The following is a 19,883-nucleotide window of genomic DNA, read 5'->3' on the forward strand; positions in this document are numbered from 1 at the left end:
GAGTGATTTCAATAGCTGTAGTTCAACTCGGTTTAACTGCCATTCTGGCTTTCTATGTAGCTTGGAATTTAGGTGCTAATGATGTTGCTAATTCCATGGGAACATCAGTTGGCTCAAAAGCGGTTACTCTACGGCAAGCGCTAATTATTGCGGGTATTTTGGAGTTTACGGGTGCGGTTTTATTTGGTCAAGGGGTGGCGACAACGTTAGCAACGAAAGTTATTGATCCAACGTTATTTGCCCAAACGCCACAGGTGTTACTACTGGGGATGACTTCGGTGTTACTCGCTTGTGGTTTATGGTTACAAATTGCTACCAGTCTGGGATTACCTGTCGCATCATCCCATGCCGTGGTTGGCGCGATCGCAGGATTTTGTTGGGTGGCGATTGGGGTGCAGGCGGTAGACTGGGGAACGTTGGGTCGTATTTCGTTAACCTGGATTATTACGCCCGTTATCAGTGGCATTTTAGCTGCCGGATTTTATGGTATTATCAATACCTCAATTTTAAGGCGAACGAATCCGATTGTTCGGTTACGGGAATGGATTCCTTGGCTAAGTGCTCTTCTTTTGAGCATCTTTGGCGCGATTGTTATGCCAAGTTTATTTAATCGTCCTCTATTTTATGCTTTGCCTATTCCTGCTCATGATTTACCCATTATTACGGTTTCAATAGCGGCGATTGTCCTCAGTCTGATTAGTTGGCATCAGTTAGAAAGTGGTTCCTTAATTTTATCTGTTAATCCTGAAGAATCGAGAGACAAAGGTATTCATAATGGGGAAGGGGAAATTGAAGCTAATATTGTCCCACCTCCTAATTCTGTTTCCCCCTTTCCCTCACCAATTGAGCAACAACTGGCGCGTTTCCAAGTTCTCAGCGCTTGTTTTGTGGCGTTTGCTCACGGTTCCAATGATGTCGGAAATGCGATCGCTCCCTTAGCTGTGATCGCTTATATCATTGCTACGGGTACGGTTCCACTCACTGCGTTTAATATTCCGTTGTGGATTCTTATCGTCGGTGGTGCGGGTATTGTTGCAGGTTTAGCCGTTTGGGGTAAAAAGGTGATTACTACTGTTGGGGAAAATATTATTCCGTTGCAACCCAGTAGTGGATTTTGTGCCGAAATTGCCACGGCGACAACTGTTTTACTCGCTTCCCGCTTCGGTTTTCCGGTTTCCACCTCTCATGCCTTAGTGGGTGGTATTGTTGGTATTGGATTGATTCAAAATTGGCGCACGGTGCGCTTTCAAACCCTTAAATCCATTGCTCTAGCTTGGTTAATTACGCTACCCGCCGCCGCTAGTTTAGGGGCGATTATTTTTATCAGTTTACGTGTAATTTTTCTTTAGAAATTTTTGCATTGAAGATAGCTAAAATACGATATAACATAATGTTCGGCAGCAAATTAAAAACAAAAATCGCCGCTTCAGAATAATGCCTACAGCCTTTACTTCTTAAGTTCAATGCCAGCTCTGAGAGATGGCTACGCTATAATGCAACTATATATTCTCTGTATGTACACATAACTTACTACTTCTGTGCCTAAGAAGATCGGTAAATCCGATATTATCGGACAACAAGGCATCAACATTATTGAAGAGATTGTCCTCGAAATGGGCTTTCTCTGGTATCCAACTGGCGGAGTAGAAGCGGGTATCGATGGTTTCATTGAAATCCGCAATTCTGACACGGACGAGGTGACAAACTGCATTATTCAGGTTCAAAGTAAAGCAACGAAGAAGACTCAAGTTCAGGCAGAAACTGAAACTATCTTCGAGTATCGATGCGAAGAGAGAGATATAAGTTACTGGTTGCAAGGAAACGCGCCAGTTATTTTAATTTTTGTTAAAATCTATACGAAAGAAGCTTTCTGGGTTTCTACCAAAGACTATTTCCGTAATCCCAAGCAACGACAATCAAAAAAGGTTATTTTTGATAAGGTACGTGACCGTTTTGATGCGAACGCCAAATTATCTTTAATGGATCTGGCTATTCCTCGAAATTCAGGACTGTACCTTGCACCACGTCCAAAGAAAGAAAAGTTGTACTCCAATTTGTTGCGAGTCTCGCGGCTTCCAGAACATCTTTATACGGCTTACACCATTACAGAAGATGAATCTAAGGCATATTCACAACTCCAAAAAATCGGTCGAAATTTAGGACAAGAGTGGTTATTGAAAGAAAATCTTGTGTTGAGTTTTCATAACTTACGCGAACCACCTTGGACTGAGATCTGCGATCCAGGAACCATTGAGGAACATGATGTAGAAGAATGGTCTATATCCAACAGACTTGAGCGACAACAGGAATTTGTGTTGCTGCTGAACAAAGCACTTCGAGAGAAAGGAAAAAGTGACTTATCGTTCGATCAAAAGAAAAAGTGCTGCTACTTCAAGCCAACTGCTGATAAATCAACACGTCGATATTATTACCGAAGTCTTGCAAAGAAAACCCATCGAGATGTTTTTCAGCCTTACTTAAAGAAAAACTCAGAGGAAGTTGCTTATTATCGACACTCAGCTTTTCAATGGCAATTTATACAAATTGAATTGAAGTGGTTCCTTGAAATTACACCAAGCTATTTATTTACTAGAGACGGTTATATAAAAGACAAATTTGAAAAGGAGAGGCTATCAGGAATAAAACGTCTTGAGAAAAATTCTGCTGTATTCGGTCAAGTAGTCATGTGGGCTGAGTATTTAAGTACTCCTGCTCAAGGTGATTTATTTACTCCTATATATCCATTTCTAGAGTTTGATCGATTGGAAGAGTTTGAGATTGACGTTGGTATTGACGATTCTATTTGGTTGGGAAATGAGGATCAAGAAACTACTGAACTACTAGAAGACGATCTGAATGATTTACCTTTGTTTAAATTGAGTCATGAAAGTTGAATTTTTACAAGAACCTGAATTAGAGTTTGGCAATGGCGGGCGGCATATTGATATCCGTTTTGGCATGATGCATCATAAACCACTCGATTATGACAGCACTGCTGCTCCCAAGGAAATCAAACTGGGGATCATTGGCTCTTCTGAAACGATTGAAGGGTTAGGAGTTTGGCTAGAAAATTGTAAGCAGGGAATTGAGGCGAAGAAAAGCAAACAACAATATCTTTTTCCAGAATTTCCAGGATTTGGGGAAGAAGATAACCTACCTAGTGCTATTAGCTTGGATGATAGAAGAAATGTAACTATTTCAAAAAAAGACATTGAAAAGCTTCTAGAAAACGAAGAGCGAAATGCGCTGATTCGGAGTTCCGTTAATTTCTTTATTGAAGAATTACGATATATTGATGAAAAAACAAGTCCCGATGTTTTAATTTGTGCATTACCGCCAGCCTTGCTAGAACGATTGTTTGTCGATGAAAAAGATGATGAGAATAGCAGTAAACAATCTTCTCATCAGAATAATCAATCAGAAGTAGATCTGGATTTTCATGACTTGTTTAAGGCAAAAGCAATGGTATTGCGAAAGCCAACACAAATTGTCTTACCCGAAACTTACAACGCGGGTAAAAAGCTTAAAGCAAGTAACCGAAAGCAGAAAGCTTATTCTCTTCAGGATGAAGCGACTCGGGCGTGGAATCTTTACACGGCACTTTATTACAAAGCTTTAGGAACTCCGTGGCGATTGGTGCGGGATGCGCGAGATTTAACAACCTGCTATGTTGGTATCAGTTTCTACAAAACTCTTGATCACTCCAAGCTTTATACCAGTACGGCTCAAATTTTCAATGAGCGGGGGGAAGGGGTTATTTTACGTGGAGGTCAAGCAGAACAGACAAAAGATGACCGCCAGCCTTACCTTCCAGCAGCCGATGCGTCTGAGTTGCTTTCTAATGCTTTAGCTCTATACCGTCGGGAGCATCGTAACCTACCGGCAAGAGTTGTATTGCACAAGACTTCTCGGTTTATTCCAGAGGAGTTTGAAGGCTTCCAAGATGCACTAGACAAACATGATATTCATTCCGCAGAATTCATCAGTTTTAATCGTACAGGCGGAACTCGTTTGTTTCGGTATGGCAAATACCCACCGTTGCGGGGAACTCTACTAACTTTGGATGATCGCACCCATGTTTTGTACACAAGAGGTAGTATCGACTTCTTCTCAACTTATCCAGGAATGTATGTTCCGCGTCCTCTGAAGTTTCGATGTGAAAGTGTAGAGGGAACACCAAAAGCTCTAGCTCAAGAGATTTTGGCGTTGACTAAGATGAACTGGAACAATACCCAGTTTGATCGCGGAGAACCTATTACTATCCGGGCGGCACGTCAGGTTGGCAGCATTTTGAAATATTTGAGTAAGAACGATCCTTTGGAAACGCACTATCGCTTCTACATGTAAAGTCAATTCAGTGAGCGATTAGCTTCACATATAAGTAAACCTTTCTGCGATATAACCAATCCGCTCAATAATATCGGCAATATTACTAATGTAATAATTATTTTCATTAACCGAGAGAGTCCGGTCTTTTAGCAATAAAAAAGACCACACTTCCCCATCTGTGATGATTCCGTAGACTTGATCTTGCTGGAACTTCTTTAGAGTCGCATACATTTCAGCGACACATTGCCCTAAACCATCAGATAGACTACTTTTTTTGACTTCAACGACTGAAATAATCGGCGAGATAAAATCAATATCATCAAGGCTTAAAGCGCAATCATATTTACCATTTAAAGGGTGAGGTAAACCGGGTGTTTCCTCTGGATTAATATCAACGGGTGGCTCGAAAAAAATGCCGAGATTGTAAGTGTCGCTGGCTTTCCACAAAATGTGGGAGACTAAGAGGTTGCCTCGGGTTGCTTCGTTATCCGATTTGGACAGGCTAATGCGAGACTTCATCTTTTTTACGGCTGTTTGCAAATCCGGATAAGACTGATCCGTGGGGTTAAAGGTGCTAAATAAATTTGCGTTTTTCAATAGCGTGATATTAAAGATAGCTTTTAATTCAGCGGCTGAGTATTTTCTATAGTCACCAAAAGACATAATGTGCCTTCAGAATTATAGTTTAATGCTTGTACCCGACACTACTCTTGTCCCCATTGATTGACTTGCTCAACGGACAATCCCAAAGCCTCGGCAACTTGCTCAACACTCAAACCCATGTTTAAGAGTCGGGGAATCGCTTCCTGTTGGGCGCGTTCGGCATTCTCGGCTCGCTGTTGAGCAGATTCTGCCCGTTGCTGTGCTGCTTCCGTCGGTGTGGGAATCCAGTTTCCTTGGGCGTCGTACCAGCGCAACCATTGTCGCTCTAATCCGCGATAGTCTCCGAACCACAATCCGATTCCCAATTCTAGGGTGGGCAGCCAGATTCTGGGTTCAGTGAGTTCCCGTTGCCGATAGCGATCGCCTTCTAACCAAAATACCCGCAATTCGTCAGTATAGCGGTCGAAGACGATGTAGTAGGGAATGGCTAAAATTTGCTCGTACACTTCCCATTTGGTTGGGGGTGAACCGCCGCGTTCAGTTTGTCCCAAGTCTTCCTGGCGGGTTCCTGGAGAGAGCAATTCGATGGCGACGACGGGGCGAACTCCTTCTTGCCAAATCACATAGCTCAAGCGCAGTTCCCGTTCTTCGTACAGTCGAGGAACTCCCACTACAGCATACCAATCGGGTCGCTTGTACCAGTTGGGATGATTCACGTCATAGTAGAGATTCAAGTCACTCGCTACAAAGATGCGATCGCTCTGATGGGTAGGCGGACAGAAAGTGGCGCTGCATAGTTCAGCTTGCCACAGATGATACTCGTCAGGCAATCCCGGTTCCTCCACAGATTCACTCTTGAGATCGTACATCGTGGGCAGGGTTTCTCTGGGAGAACGAGGGGGATCAGTTTGTTCGATAAAGGGTTTAGTAATGGACATAGACAACGCGATCGCTTTCTCTGGTTGGTATTGTAACAATTACCTTGTGTCAAGGACATGGGAAGGGCGGGTTTAGTCAAGTTATCGGTTATTTCCAGAACATTGTCAGTCAAACCCGCCCCTACACCCTTGATTCCTCTTGCTGTATTGGAAAGAGGATATCAGGGTTGAATTCCTATCACTAGGCAAACTTTATCAACAGTGGATTGAGGGGAATGCCAAGTTAGAAGCGATATTTGGGGATAACTGGATTGATTGTAGGCGTTGAGTCAAACGCGCGATCGCATCTTCGTTCAATCCAGTCGCACTAAAAATTTGTAGGCGATTCGGGGTAGACGGAGCTTTCGGAAGCGGAGCTTTTGCAGTCGCTTTCATCTTTGGAGTTCTCGATGGCGCTGGCTCAGGGGTAGGACTCCATTCCTCATCTCCCCCCATCATATTGGGACTGATCAGGGTGATATCAAACTCATCCAGCAGTTCTGAAGGGAACTCATCAAACTCATAGGTCGCTTCTACTTCTACATCTCCAAAAATTCCCTGATAGCTGATCCCTTCCGGCATTTCCACGGGGACTTGTACGGAGACAGAACCTTCTTTTGGATTGACGCGCACCTCCTCGCTGACAGCAATAAAGGCGGTATATTGGCACAATAGTTGATAGGTTAAAGCCGTATCAGTGACAATTTCTACACCAACTTTTGTCTCTCCCTTCACCATTTGATTCATCAAGTCTTTAATCCGGTTACGACCCCACAGTTGTGCAATAGCAGGATTTCCCGTCTCCTCCAAATTAAGCTCAAAACTCTGCTGGTACTGCTGTCCTCCAGCAGTCGTTCCTGTTACTTCTAGCCTTCCCGGTAGAGCGTCTTTTTTGCGTCCAAATACAACTAACGGCTGTTCAGCAAATAAATCGGGTGGAGTCGCCGGATAAATGATGGGAGGTTTACCCTCACCTTGCCAGTACAGTTGAATATTCGTCAGCACTGGATTATTAATTTGCTCAAAGAACTGTTCAGCAACTTTATCAGTCGGCTCATCGTAGCGGACAATCCGGGAAATTCCCCGTCCAATTTCAGCAATTCGATTCAGGAGAAAACGATTAACAGAACTTCCTACACCAAAACTGTGTAGGCGATTCCCTAATTTTAAATGACGTTGGATTTCTGCCAGAATTTGATTTTCGTTGCCAATATAACCGTCAGTTAACAGTACAATACTCCGCAATCGTCCCGGATCAACCTCTGGGAAGTTTAGCACCGCCTGAATCCCCCGCATCAGTTGAGTTCCGCCACTGGCGTTTAACTGATTAATATAATTCATGGCGCTGTTGCGGTTTTTTTCTGTATTCGCCAAGGGAACGGGTGAAAGTTGGCGGGTGGTATCTGAGAAATCGATAATGGTGAAGGTATCGTGGGGATTGAGTCCCTGGATAAAGCGGCGCATTAATTCTTGACATTTGTTTAAAGGTTCACCGCTTTGAGAACCCGATGTATCAATCAAAAATACTACATCTTTGGGGACTAATTGATCGGGGTTATACTCAATCGCTGGAATCAAATAAACCGCAAAATGTCCGCCGTGATTGTCGGTTTGAGATAATACTGTGGTTTGCGTGCGATCGCAGGCTACTTGATAGCGTAAAATTAGGTCTTTATTGGGAATCGTGTCTCGTTGAGATAGCGTGACTCGCATTCGCTGATCTTGGCGCTCAATTTGAATCTGATGGGATGGAGAATGCACCTCTTTAATCTCAACCCCAGCCTCAATATCTACAGTCACATTAATATCATGTCCAGAACTGGTTCCGGGAGGTAGAATTGGCGCATTTAAGCGGGACGCATCGGGCACTAAATCGGTGTCTTTATTTTGTGTCATCGGTGCAGGTACTGAACCCCCACCTATCGTATTCTCATCAATGGTTGTTCCAGGAATATAACGAGATCCTACAACCATAGGGAAGACAAACTCGTAATTTCCCCCAACAAATTTTAGGCTATCAGTGTAGCGAATAATCACATCAATTTGCTCACCGGGTTGGATGTTAGCCAGGGATTGGGTAAAAATGTTCGCCCGTTCCTGTTCTAGCAATCCGGCGGTGCATCCTTGCTTTTTGGCTTGTTCGTAAATAGCTACCGCTTCTTGGCGTTTCTTAATGTTACCTTTAATTGTGCGATCGCCGATGCGAATCTCCATATCATCAACGGCGGCTTCATCGGGTAAGGGGAAGATATAGGTGGCTTCTAGGGGAGTGAAAAAAGGATTTTCAAAGGTTTGTGTTACCTCCACCCGTGAGACATTTCCCGTCACCTTGGCTTGTACGTCAGTATACTTCAGCGGAAAGACTAGGGGGTTTCCTTTTTCAGATTGAACGTATAAACCACCTAAGTTTGGTGATGGGGATGGAAGAGGTGATTTAGCCTTTTTGGTCTTATATTTCATTTTCCATTGACCTTGTTTTTGAAGTAGGTAGTATTTCGCACTAACATTGGGACCAAAAACAATCTCATCTTCATCTTCAAGATCATGGACTTGACATTTTTGTCCATTAACCAATAGTCCATTAGCACTTTGCTTACCTTTAGCATTACCATCGACAACTTTGTATACATAACTGCCATCATCTATAATTTGTCGAATTAATGTTGCATGGTGGCGAGATATAAACATTGAGTAGATGCGGATATCACATTGTGGATCTCTACCTAGGGAGTAAACCGATTCTTCCAAGGTATATTCTCTGCGTCCCTTGTCGTCTTCAATAATCAACAAATGGGTGGATGGATTTAGCATGATGATTCTCCTTTTTTCGGTAAGCCACGACACCCGCAAAGAATTCAAGTTCTTGGCTAAAAGCTTAAGTCTATTAAAATGGACTACAATTTTTATCTAGTAAACTCGATTCTGACTTGAGCTTGGATGCCTTGGGTTTCAATTCAAAGTGGTTTAACAGTTTTGTCTGTATATCCTCAGCATAAGGGCGGTTTTGAGGGGAAAGTGTTCAGTCTTTGACTCACCCTTTGACTCAGTAATTGACTCAGTAGAGGTTGTGGTATCGTATCCCTACCCGATGGGGCTGATACCAAATCCGGGTTAGCCACCCCCTTTATAATCTAGTCCGCGCAGGCGGACGAAAGGCAAGTGTAGCAGCGATTTCAATCGCCTCCTCTTGCTTACCTTCCCCATTTAATTTTGATTATTATTCTCATACACGGACGACCAAGAATTCAAATACATGGCTTAGTTTTCAGGGTATGTGGCGCAACGAAGGGAGGTAAGTTTTGAGTGAGAGATTGGGAGATTTATAGATTGTGTAGGGGCTCACTTTCACTACTATCTTTTCTGTTTCACCAGGATGTGACTAAACCCGCCCAGACGCGCCATGGCGCGTCTCTACAATAGTTTATAGACTTCCCGTGAAAAGTTAGAAATACATAGAGGCGTTAATTCTCTATGCAAAGGATGAAAAGATGTAAGAATTCTTGGGGAAAATATTTAGTTCTCTGTGTCAATCTGTGTCCCCCACTATTCAGGCTTCTGTCTGCGTCATCCCTTCTGTGTCCTCTGTGTTTTTGTCAATACTCGGTAATGATTTTTATTATAAGTTTAACAAAATACATGCGTCCAAGGGGATGTTGAGCGTAAGACGAAAATCATAAACTATACAAAGTTTTTACCAAGATTCAAGGGGTTTAGCTGTGCTTGGATTGTTTTTGCCCAGAAAATAGCCACCATAGAGAGTATACCTGAAAATCGCACACTCTTCTCACAATCGCCGTAACCCCTGAAAAATCGTAGCTTTTTCCCAAAAAGAGGTAAAAAACGAGCAATTATGACGTTTTGTTGAGACAAGACTCTGATTGAAAAATTTAAACCGTTCTGGGGGAAAGAATCGTTTAAATTATCAGAACTTGACAAATTGAGCCGAAATGAAATCGAGTCAAGGGAAGCATAACAGTAGCGAAGCCGAAAGAAAAAGCCAAGGGGTATCTAGTGAATCGTGATTATCAAAAGAAGTGCGATCGCCCAGGGATGATCGGCTCTAATTAGTCTAAAGTCCAAATTGCCGAAACCCTTGATATCCCGTAGGGTGGGCATTGCCCACCAGCCTTAAATCAGTATCATTATGTTACTTTTAATCGTGCGATCGCCAATACGAATCTCCATGTCATCAACGGCGACTTCCTCCGCTAAAAAATGGAGGTGGCTTCTAGAATACTCAAGCTCAACCTTATTTTTGAAGTATGTGGTACTCAACAATTTGGTAAAAATAACTGCCATCGTCTCGAACTTGCCGGATTAATGTCGCATGTCTGCGGGAAGCAAACATTGTGAAGAGGCGGATGGGTGGATTGATTGGGCATGATAGTTCTCCAGTAGGGGCTTTGGTATCGTACCCCTACCCGATGTGGCATAAGACGGATTTGTTAGAATGTAGGTTCTTCAATCCCATTTCACTCCAGAAACAAACGTATTTGAACTAGTGATTAGCGAACCTCAAGCAGAATTTTTACTGTCTCAGTGTGAGACGTGGCTCGGCACAAAATTAAATAAACTTCAAGAACGTCTTAGAGGTGAACATGAACAGACGAGATCTCACTTATGGGAACTTATCGTGCTACATGCAACAGCTTCTGCGGTTATTTCAAGGCATCATAAGCAAGACGACTCAAATTCAGAAGTTTCATCTCTAATTCAGCCTGAGGGAGAGCAAGAAGCAGTTCCTGATATTTTCTTGCAGCCTGATGACTGTGATCCTTTTTGGGTAGAAGTTGCATATATTATCCCTCGTAACCAGCAACAAGAAACTGATATAAGGCTTTTTCCTTCTTGGGTGAGAGAAGAATTATCTAAAAGAAAGGTGGCTGATTCACAACACCTAAGAATCAGACTTAAGCCAGCCGATACCAGCAAAGATGTACAAGTACCTCCAAACAATTCCTGGGGACAGTTACTTAAGACAGATAAATGGAAAACCTTTGTAGCTGAGCTGGAATCGGGTAACTTCAAGTCAACTTTATGTCTTGAAGAAACTGAAAATACAAATTTAATTGTGATAATTGAAGGGATAGAACAAGGGGGTTTTGTCTCTTCATCCTTTCCAGCGCCAAATGTACCAAAATGCCCTAAAAGCCACCCAATTTATAAAAAAATTGAGGAAAAGGCAAAGCAAGCCAGCAAGTGGGCAAAATCTGGCAAAAAGTATAAACCGCTCGTTCTTTTTTTAGGTGCTTCTGAAAAGCTACATCAAATTAATGATAGCGGTACACCTTCTTCTATTAGCCCTAAACAAGCAGTATACTCCGCTCTAGCAGATACAGAACAGTGGGATTTAACAACAACTTTGAATGCCATAGGAACAGCACCTTGGCCTGGGACAAATGCACCTAGACAAAGAGTCAAAGGTTCCAGGTTGATTTCGGCTGTGGTAATCGTCACGATTAAAAATGAATATTCTGGTTTAAAGTATGGGTGGAGAAAACGAGCCAGTAGACCTATCGTTATCAAGAACCCTCATCCTGATGCAGAGTTAACTCTACATCAGGAACAACTTATTCATCAAATAAATCTTAATCAAGTTGAATATGGCTCTGGTTGTGAAAGCTGGGAGGCACAACAAACACAGAGAATTCCTATAGCATCACAAAGATACAAGGAATGGGAAGGTAGTTTTGTTTTTAGCCCTGGATCAGATTTTTTTTTTAACATAGAGATTCCCTGCAATCTTGTGGCTCTGTTCCTAGCAGGAGATATTACCGCTTGTGAGGTTTGGGATGATAAAAACTCAGGCAGTGATGATTCTCCAAGTCTCAAAAAGGAAATAGGTTCTTCTCTGTGCTTGGCTACAGAAGTGAACCAACAAATAACCAATGTTAACTTTGTAAAAGTAGATCCTAAATTGAGAGAGCAATCACGCATTAGGTTAGAGTTTGGTGCATTCACTGCTTCTACAGAGCCTATTAATGATTCTCCTCAAGCCTACATAGAAACTGATGCTAGCGGTGCTTTTACACTCAAGCTTCCCCAGAACCTTATAACGCGCCTGTTAGCCGGAAAAATTACGGCTGGTGAAGTGTGGAATATTGATAATAATAAACAAATTGGTGATTTATTAAAAAATGCAGTGAGTAGAGGTCAAGAGATTATAGATGCAAAGCTCGTTCAGGTTAGTTCTGACCCTGAAAGTGAACCTGCACTCAGCTTAACCTTCAGCGCTCCTACCGACACGACAATACGTGAAGACAAAAAAATAATTCGTGAAGAAAAAAAGCGAAGAAAAAATAAAATATCAGAAAACTAGACAACAATGAATAGATAAATTAAACAGGAGTAGAACGAATTAAAACAGATGAAACCACCTTAACCGCCTGAATAACCCAAAAAATTGAAGCCTTGGGAGTTGAATTATCGGATTAAATCTATGTTTAAAGAACTCCGGTTCAGTGACCATGCTCTGTTCAAACTTGACTTGTTAAGTAAACGAGGAATTGTAATTCATCAGGATTTTGTTATTGATACCATCCAGTCTCCGGATAAACGAGAATTAGGAGAAGGAGAAAAAATCACAGCACAAAAAAACTTAGATGAAAACTTAGTGTTACGAGTTGTTTATCGAGAATATGAGGCATTCATTTTAGTGATTACATTGTATCCAGGTAGAAGGAGCCGTTATGAAAAAAATTAGATACAGCAAAGATGTAGATGCACTTTTGATTGAGCTTTCAGAGGATGCGATCGCCTATGCAGAAGATGAAGGACGGATAATCCTTCACTACTCACTTAATGACCAGCTCGTGCTGATTGAGATTTTAGATTTCAAGCAGTCTATGTCTGAAGAGATGATTGCTGAACTTGTTTCAACATATTGATTTTTATCAATTGCGATCGCAGCAAGGGTTAAAGAGCTACATATAATAGGGCACGATAGTATCGTGCCCCTACGAATGGTGCTTTAGATGCCAAGCCAGCGTAACTGTTGGACTTATTATTTCTTCCCTACCACTGCTATTATGGCATCGACGCTCTAGAGTCCCTTAGCTAAACTAGAATGAGTTGAGAATTGTATACAACAGAGCAATATGGATACACCTCTCTTAGATAAGCTAATTGAACAACTAAAAATTATGCCTCAAGACTTGCAGTGGCGAGTGCTTGAATTTGCACGCGCTTTAGCCAGTTCAACAATTCAAGGTGTATTCGGGCGACAATTACTACATTTCGCAGGTTCAATCCCACCCGATGATGTTAAGTTAATGCGCCAAGCAATAGAACAGGACTGTGAACAATTTTATCTGAATGAGTGGTAGATATTTATTAGACAATAGGGGGATATAAAACACCAGTAAACCTGCATTTTTACCGAATTAACCCATAACTAAAGTCCATAATTAATAGACAGTATAGGGATTTTAGTCCATTTTAATGGACTTGAGCTTTTAGCCAAGAACTTGAGTTCTTGGCAGATACTATCCTGACCAATCATGCTACTATGAATAACTCGCTCTGTGCATCCACAGAAGGATTAACTATTGTAGACCGAGCAAGGAAACGTCTCGGCTGGACGAAAACTAGCACCGCCTGTTGGTGGGAAGATGCACATACCTCCAGAGCGACTCTACGCCGCTTTTGGCGCGGGGAACGGATTCAACAGGATGCCTTTATTTCTATCTGTAAAGCTGTGGGTATCATTGATTGGCAAGCGATCGCACAACTTCCCGAAAGCCTAAACCCTAATGTACCCAAACTCAAGTCTCCCCTGATTGACTGGGATGAAGCGCCGGATTTGGATCATTTCTATGGACGAACTCAACCGTTAAATCAGTTAGAGGAGTGGATTACTACAGACAATTGTAAACTCGTGGCAATCGTGGGCATGGGTGGGATTGGCAAAACAGCCCTCACCGTTGCTCTATGCGATCGCGTCCAGTCTGACTTTGATTGTCTCTTATGGCGATCGCGGCTAACTCTAAATGGGTTCGCTGTTTAACCTTGCAAGGCTTAGAACAAGCTGATGCAATGGCATTACTGCAAGCCGGAGGATTCACCGGCAAAGAACCCGGACTATCGGCTCTGTGGCAACTGTACCGGGGTAATCCATTGGCATTGAAAACCATAATACCGCTGATTCAGTCGATTTTTGCCGGGAATGTAAACGCATTTCGCCGCCAGAATACTATCGTTGTAGGCGATCACCTGGAAGCGTTGCTTAACCAGCAATTTGAAAGCTTGTCTCAAACCCTGCTGCAAATTCTCTTTTGGCTACAGGATCACTCTCGTGACATACTCCAGACAGCGATACAAGTATACGCTGCTGGCTTCTCCCACCTACTACATCTATAATGATCTCTATTTCTAGAGCGTAGGATTCGAGCTTTTTATAGTGAGTAAGATGTCCAGACCCACTTTTTAATACTTTTTTCTTAAGTGTGAGAACTTGTTTTTAAGCTTTCGTTTTTTGCGTTTCCAGAAAACGTATTCCAGCTATGGGTGTCTACTCTGTGCATTGCCCGAAACAAAGGCGTAGGACGGCAAATCTATTTATTTTACGTTTGCCACGTTTCTAGTATATATTCGACCCATGAAATTTGACAACTCCGCTTCGCTCGCCTTGTCAGGCTATCCTTCCCGACGCTCCCCTTCGGGAGAGCGCTCTGCTGTCGCCTATAGCTCAAGTCGTTGGCTATGCCCGGTGTAATCTCACGACACTCGTGCAAAAATTAGATCTGGCATGAATTCCCAAAGCGGATTGGGTATAAGACCAATAAGCGGTACATTAAGAGACATCAAAAGACTTGACGCTCTACTTTTGCGTGGCTAAAATTCATCATCCGACTCAAAGCGGTGAGGTTAATCAAAGGTTAAATGCAAATGGGGCAACTAGACAATCAACCGGACAACGCGGAGAATCGAGAACAACAAGCCGCCGCCGATCTCTTGCAATCCATGACGGAGAGTATTGAAGGCATAGAGACATTGCGTCACAGTCTTATGACTCAGTTTACTCAGGAGATTGAGCGGCTACAACAAGAAAAAGCCCAGTTGACCGAGGAGATTAAAACGCTGCATGATCAACGACAGCAGCACTTGACTCAACAGCCAGAATTGGCGTCTGAGATTGCCCCAGCCTTAGCCAATCAACTGCAAGACTTACTTAGTCAGCGACTCAAACAACTCGCCCAGTCTTCAGAAACACTCTCCCTGGAGCAGACGGTGGGAAATCATCAGCAAACCATCCAGGAAGTAGTCGCCTCCTTAGATAACACCCTGAGAATCACGTTTAGAACACTACAACAGGATCTCAATAGCTATCAAAGTTCAATTTCCCAACAGTTGAGCCAGATGTATAGTCTACAGGAACAAGGGTCGGTGATTCTAGAGACACTGGTGAATCGACTCAAAGCTGAAATGTCTCCCCTATCCTCTACCCCTGAACCCCGTGCTCAAATCCCTCCCGCCGCCCCTAATCATCTAACGTTACCACCGCCTGATCAGGATGGATCTTCTCCTCCCTCTCATCAAGGTGAAATCGTCACCTCTGCGTCTCAATCACCTTTACCCGTTATTCCGTCTACCCAGTTTCAAAGACGCCCGCAAAAACAATCCATGGGGAAACGGCTGGTTGGGTTAGTGCTGGTGCTGTTATCGTTGCTAGCAATAGCATTTGAAAACGTTTTTGTCAATATTATTTTTAATGCCACAGCGATCGCGGGAGTATCAGCACCTGTGGGCGGTTTTTGGCTGCCGACCCTAGGGAATGCCTTACTGATACTATGGTCACGCATGTTGGTAGTTGTACCGATGGCGGCAATTTTGAGTCGGGGGTTTTATCCGGCGGTGTGGCGAGATATTCAGCAGGTTGTGCGATCGCGCAATTGGGGTTTATTCGGTACTCTCGTATGTAGTGGGTTTTCGGTATTCTTATCCAAAGTATTGCTGTATTGGGCATTAGGAATCATTGCGCCCGGTGTGGCTGTGATTATTTTCTTTATCTATCCAATCGTGCTGTTACTACTGAGCGATCGCTTCAATCGATGGAGTCATTTCATTATCTTCGCTACGGTGATTGCTGGGTTTGTGCTGACGACTCTACCCAGTGGTAGCGGAGAACTTTCCCAATTCGGCGTTACCCTGGCATCAGGATCAGCGATCGCCTTTGCACTGCATTTGATGTTTATGCAAAACCTGGCAAAACAGCTTCATCCGATGCCAATTCTGTTGCTGAACTTAGCCATCGTCCTGATATTTTCCGCCTTGGGTGTAATCATATCCTTCCCTGCATCGTGGGGTTTGGCATTTGCGCCGAGTTTGGGGTCAAATCTAATAATTAGTGGTTTGGTTTTAGGCGGTGTTACTCTGATTAGTTATGTCTTCAACACCATGGGAATGAAGAGAATTGGTGCAGCTAGTGCTTCGGTTTTGGGGGCTACCTTACCTGTGTTAACGGCATTGTTGGCTTGGATTCTGATTCAGAGTCCATTAACGGTTTCTCAAATTGTGGGTATGGTGCTGGTAACGATAGGAGTGGCAGCTTTAAGCATAGTGCGGTAAGCGAAGCTATCCCGTAGGGAATCGCGCCATCCCGGAAGCAGGGAAACAATCTAATGTAGAGACGTAGCATGCTACGTCTCCATGGCTCAGGATGCTGTGACAACGCGATCGCGTCCTCCGGCGATCGCAATATTTAGGGCTATCTGAGCCGCTTGCAGGACTTCCTTCGCCGTTTTACCATGTTCAGCAAAACTGGCTACCCCTACAGAAATTGTCACAGAACCCAGGGATTGACCCCGATATTCTAAACTGAGTAGCTGAATTCTCTGTCGCATTTGTTCGGCGCGTCGTTGGGTGACGGCTAACGCAGCTTCTGGCAATAATAGGAGAAATTGTTGACCGCCGTAACGACAGGCAATATCAGACGTCCGAATTTGGCTGGGCAATAAAAAACCAATCTCGCGTAACAGAAAATCAGCCACGGCTTGCCCAAATCTGTCATTTAACTGTTCCATCCCATCAATTTCCAATAAAATCACCCCGATAGGCTGGGGTTTACGTTGAGACTTGCGGATCTCTCGTTCCAAGCATTCTTCTAGATACCGTCGGTTATAAAGCTTCGTCAGCGGATCTCGAAACGTCTGGGTTTGCAGAGTTTCTCGGAGTTTTAAGTTGGCTAATGCCAAGCCAATATGCTTCGCCACTTTCTCTGCTAACTGTCGAGTTTGGGCAATTCGCCCCCGTTGGAGTGAACTGACGGACAACAAACCCACCACTTCTCCATGGGTAATCATAGGAACACAAAAGGTTTCCACGGCGGGAGAATTAGCGCGAATATGCTGGCAGTTTAAGCAATAATGAGTATCATCGACCAAATGAGCCTGTCTGCGTCGTAATGCTAGGCATTCGTGGGGCGAAAAGACTGAATCGCTCGTCAAGGGGATAGAACCCCAACTCGCGATCGCCTCCAGTAAGTTTTTTGAGGAGTTCATCACAAAAATCGCCCCAATCTCATGGGGAAAAAGTTGTCGAACTAAGGGTTCAATGGTTGTACATGCCTCTTCCACCGAATAACTCGATTGCAGTAAATCAATCAATTGTTCTAGTACAGGGGTATTTAATTGGCTTTGCATACTTACGTGCGCTTTTAAACTGTCAGATGTAGTGATGCCCCTGATATCGGTTCTTCCATACTGGCATGACTGGTCTGTTGAAGCCACTCATCCGGTATGTTGGCTGATGATCGGCTCAGGGTTGACTACACAGGTGAGCTTGCCTTTCCCTAACATCCTCTGTGGCAGCTGAAGCCATGGATCATTGATAAAAGTCAATCGATCCCCATCGTTAGTGTTAAAATTTCTATGATCGGGTTTTCCTGTACACCAGCGTCTCTACTGGATTGATTAATGCTGAGTAAAAATAGCCGCTTCTAGACTCACAAGAGCATCTTCCAGGTTGTCATTGACAATTTGCAGATCAAATTCATCCGCCGCCTCGATTTCAGCTTGAGCTCGTTCCAGGCGTCGCGCGATCGCCTCCTCACTATCCTGACCCCGCCGACGAATGCGCTGTTCGAGTTCTGCCACATTGGGGGGCACAATAAAAATACGTAAGGCGGTGGGAAAGGTTTGTTGAATTTGCCTTGCTCCCTCTAGTTCAATTTCTAAGAGAACAGACTCACCCCGTTTAATCTGCTGTTCAACGGGTTTGCGGGGTGTGCCATAATAGTTCCCCGCATATTCTGCCCATTCTAATAACTCATTGGCGGTTACCATCTCCTGAAAGGTATCCCGACTGACAAAATAATAATGTTGTCCCTCCACTTCACCAGGGCGGGGTTGACGGGTGGTGGTTGAAATCGATAGATACAGTTGCGGGTGTCGCTTTAAAAGTAAACGGACTAGAGTCCCTTTCCCCACGCCAGAAGGACCCGTTATTACAATAAGTCTGCCTGGTTTGCTCATCGGTTCCTTGTCGAATTAATTATTGTTAGTTGCTCCATCTTTGCCAATGACAAAGCGATGAGCAACCGTTTCCGGTTGAATCGCTGATAAAATAACATGACTAGAATCAGTAACGATGACGGCTCGAGTGCGCCGCCCATAGGTCGCATCAATCAGTTGCCCGCGATCGCGGGCATCTGTAATGATACGCTTAATAGGGGCAGACTCTGGAGAAACGATTGCCACGACACGATTTGCCGAAACAATGTTACCAAAACCGATATTGATCAGTTGAATGTCCATGAAAAATTAACGGCAAAAGCCGCCTGAGGAGCGATTACTAGGGATTTGATTACAATGTTATCTACAAAAATTTAGGCTTACAAGGTTAAATCGCACAGAAAAGCCCGATTTTCGGGTTTACCCTAAAAAAAGATTAGATTTGCTTGACATAAATTCGGCTTACTTGTCATCTGCTATTAAGTAGATACTCAGACGACAACGGACGCTTTCTTTGCACCAAACACCGTTACCAAGACAGAATCGCCATGCAACAGGTTGACTTTACGACCTTGACAGCCGCTTGTGCACAGTTACAAGCGGGTTGGATACCAGGACGACTTGAACAAGTTTATCAGCGCGATCGCTATACCATTGCTCTATGCTTGCGAACGCTTCAGGGTAGAGGATGGCTGACAGTGGCTTGGCATCCCCAAGCCGCCCGAATTTGCTTGAGTGATCCGCCGCCTCGAATACCGGATACATTTACGTTTAGTGACCAACTGCGACATCAGTTAAATGGGTTGGCGCTGGTAGGGATTCAGTTCATTGCTCCTTGGGAGAGGGTGTTAGATTTGCAATTTGCCCGACGCCCCACAGATCCGATTCTCTGGCATCTGTATGTGGAAATTATGGGTAAATATAGTAACGTTATTCTTACAGACGCTAAAAATATCATTGTCACAGCCGCCCATCAAGTTGGTCCCCAGCAATCGAGCGTCCGTCCCATTCAAACCGGTCAGCCTTATGAACATCCGCCGGCTTTGTTGGGTAATCTGCCCAGTTTGAGTGAGTCTCAAGAGCGTTGGCAGGAACGAGTTAGCTTAGTTCCAGGAGCGTTAAAACGGCAATTACTCAAGAGTTATCGGGGATTAAGTCCAGCACTGGTGCGTTCCATGATACAGTCTGCCGATTTAGATCCTCAAGGGTCCACGGAAAGTTTAGGAACACAGGATTGGCAACGGCTGTTTCAGCGCTGGCAAGAATGGCTATGGGCGCTGGAGGATTGGGGAGCCGGGGTGCAGGGAACCAGAGTTGTAGGGGCGGGTTTTACGGATAACGTTTTGGAGAAAACTGATAACTTAACTAAACCCGCCCTTGTTCGGGAAGATGGGGTTGTAGGGGCGGGTTTTACAGATAACGTTTTGGAGAAAACTGATAACTTAACTAAACCCGCCCTTATTCGGGAAGATGGGGTTGTAGGGGCGGGTTTTACAGATAACGTTTTGGAGAAAACTGATAACTTAACTAAACCCGCCCTTGTTCGGGAAGATGGGGTTGTAGGGGCGGGTTTTACTGATAACGT

At 43.8% G+C, this 19,883-nt stretch carries 18 protein-coding genes; 11 read left to right on the top strand and 7 right to left on the bottom strand.

Annotated features, from left to right (window positions below; translation table 11 throughout):
• Positions 1-2: 2 nt before the first annotated feature.
• From RLO19_RS09430 to RLO19_RS09440, 3 genes are all read left to right on the top strand, one after another.
• Entirely contained in the window at positions 3-1,349 is a 1,347-nt protein-coding gene (locus tag RLO19_RS09430; protein WP_446355824.1) for an inorganic phosphate transporter, read from the top strand.
• Positions 1,350-1,538: 189 nt separating this feature from the next.
• Positions 1,539-2,894, top strand: a complete 1,356-nt coding sequence (locus RLO19_RS09435) for a DUF4365 domain-containing protein (protein ID WP_446355826.1) — start codon at positions 1,539-1,541, stop codon at positions 2,892-2,894.
• Positions 2,884-4,347 (top strand): argonaute/piwi family protein, encoded by a 1,464-nt coding sequence (locus RLO19_RS09440; protein ID WP_446355827.1) that lies wholly within the window; start codon positions 2,884-2,886, stop codon positions 4,345-4,347. The genes RLO19_RS09435 and RLO19_RS09440 overlap by 11 nt, the downstream gene beginning before the upstream one ends.
• Before the next feature lie 24 nt (positions 4,348-4,371).
• On the opposite strand, the gene RLO19_RS09445 is transcribed toward RLO19_RS09440, so the two are convergent.
• The 4 genes from RLO19_RS09445 to RLO19_RS09460 form a co-directional block, all read right to left on the bottom strand.
• Positions 4,372-4,992: a hypothetical protein gene (locus RLO19_RS09445; protein ID WP_446355829.1), complete on the bottom strand. Its 621-nt coding sequence runs from the start codon at positions 4,990-4,992 to the stop codon at positions 4,372-4,374.
• A 41-nt stretch (positions 4,993-5,033) separates the two neighbouring features.
• Positions 5,034-5,870 carry a Uma2 family endonuclease gene (locus tag RLO19_RS09450; RefSeq protein WP_446355856.1) on the bottom strand — a complete coding sequence of 279 codons (837 nt, stop codon included), beginning with the start codon at positions 5,868-5,870 and terminating at the stop codon, positions 5,034-5,036.
• Positions 5,871-6,065: 195 nt separating this feature from the next.
• Entirely contained in the window at positions 6,066-8,660 is a 2,595-nt protein-coding gene (locus RLO19_RS09455; protein WP_446355831.1) for a VIT domain-containing protein, read from the bottom strand.
• A gap of 1,317 nt (positions 8,661-9,977) precedes the next feature.
• Positions 9,978-10,148, bottom strand: a complete 171-nt coding sequence (locus RLO19_RS09460) for a hypothetical protein (RefSeq protein ID WP_446355833.1) — start codon at positions 10,146-10,148, stop codon at positions 9,978-9,980.
• 202 nt (positions 10,149-10,350) lie between these two features.
• On the opposite strand from RLO19_RS09460, the gene RLO19_RS09465 reads away from it, so the two are divergent.
• The 7 genes from RLO19_RS09465 (at position 10,351) to RLO19_RS09495 (ending at position 16,415) form a co-directional block, all read left to right on the top strand.
• Complete coding sequence (locus tag RLO19_RS09465) at positions 10,351-12,168, top strand: hypothetical protein (protein WP_446355834.1); 1,818 nt, start codon at positions 10,351-10,353, stop codon at positions 12,166-12,168.
• An 84-nt stretch (positions 12,169-12,252) separates the two neighbouring features.
• Positions 12,253-12,552: a DUF4258 domain-containing protein gene (locus RLO19_RS09470; protein WP_446355836.1), complete on the top strand. Its 300-nt coding sequence runs from the start codon at positions 12,253-12,255 to the stop codon at positions 12,550-12,552.
• On the top strand, positions 12,539-12,736 hold the full coding sequence (locus tag RLO19_RS09475; protein WP_446355838.1) for a DUF2283 domain-containing protein: 198 nt from the start codon (positions 12,539-12,541) through the stop codon (positions 12,734-12,736). Before RLO19_RS09470 ends, RLO19_RS09475 begins: the two co-directional genes overlap by 14 nt.
• A gap of 210 nt (positions 12,737-12,946) precedes the next feature.
• Positions 12,947-13,174, top strand: a complete 228-nt coding sequence (locus RLO19_RS09480; RefSeq protein WP_446355840.1) for a hypothetical protein — start codon at positions 12,947-12,949, stop codon at positions 13,172-13,174.
• 182 nt (positions 13,175-13,356) lie between these two features.
• The gene (locus RLO19_RS09485; RefSeq protein WP_446355842.1) at positions 13,357-13,854 is read left to right on the top strand and encodes an NB-ARC domain-containing protein; all 498 of its coding nucleotides are present in this window, start codon (positions 13,357-13,359) and stop codon (positions 13,852-13,854) included.
• The gene (locus tag RLO19_RS09490; RefSeq protein ID WP_446355844.1) at positions 13,815-14,207 is read left to right on the top strand and encodes a hypothetical protein; all 393 of its coding nucleotides are present in this window, start codon (positions 13,815-13,817) and stop codon (positions 14,205-14,207) included. Before RLO19_RS09485 ends, RLO19_RS09490 begins: the two co-directional genes overlap by 40 nt.
• Before the next feature lie 528 nt (positions 14,208-14,735).
• Positions 14,736-16,415: an EamA family transporter gene (locus tag RLO19_RS09495; protein WP_446355845.1), complete on the top strand. Its 1,680-nt coding sequence runs from the start codon at positions 14,736-14,738 to the stop codon at positions 16,413-16,415.
• A gap of 86 nt (positions 16,416-16,501) precedes the next feature.
• On the opposite strand, the gene RLO19_RS09500 is transcribed toward RLO19_RS09495, so the two are convergent.
• The 3 genes from RLO19_RS09500 to remA all read right to left on the bottom strand — a co-directional run bounded on the left by RLO19_RS09500 (position 16,502) and on the right by remA (position 18,601).
• Entirely contained in the window at positions 16,502-17,488 is a 987-nt protein-coding gene (locus RLO19_RS09500; RefSeq protein WP_446355847.1) for a GGDEF domain-containing protein, read from the bottom strand.
• Positions 17,489-17,758: 270 nt separating this feature from the next.
• Complete coding sequence (gmk, locus tag RLO19_RS09505; RefSeq protein ID WP_446355848.1) at positions 17,759-18,319, bottom strand: guanylate kinase; 561 nt, start codon at positions 18,317-18,319, stop codon at positions 17,759-17,761.
• A 15-nt stretch (positions 18,320-18,334) separates the two neighbouring features.
• A complete protein-coding gene (remA, locus tag RLO19_RS09510; protein ID WP_446355850.1) occupies positions 18,335-18,601 on the bottom strand; it encodes an extracellular matrix/biofilm regulator RemA in 267 nt (88 codons plus the stop codon).
• Positions 18,602-18,846: 245 nt separating this feature from the next.
• Between remA and RLO19_RS09515 the strand changes: the two genes are divergently transcribed.
• Positions 18,847-19,883 (top strand): NFACT family protein (locus RLO19_RS09515; protein ID WP_446355851.1); only part of this gene is annotated, 1,037 nt, incomplete at its 3' end.

Source organism: Coleofasciculus sp. G2-EDA-02 (assembly GCF_040226375.1).
GTDB lineage: Bacteria > Cyanobacteriota > Cyanobacteriia > Cyanobacteriales > Coleofasciculaceae > Coleofasciculus.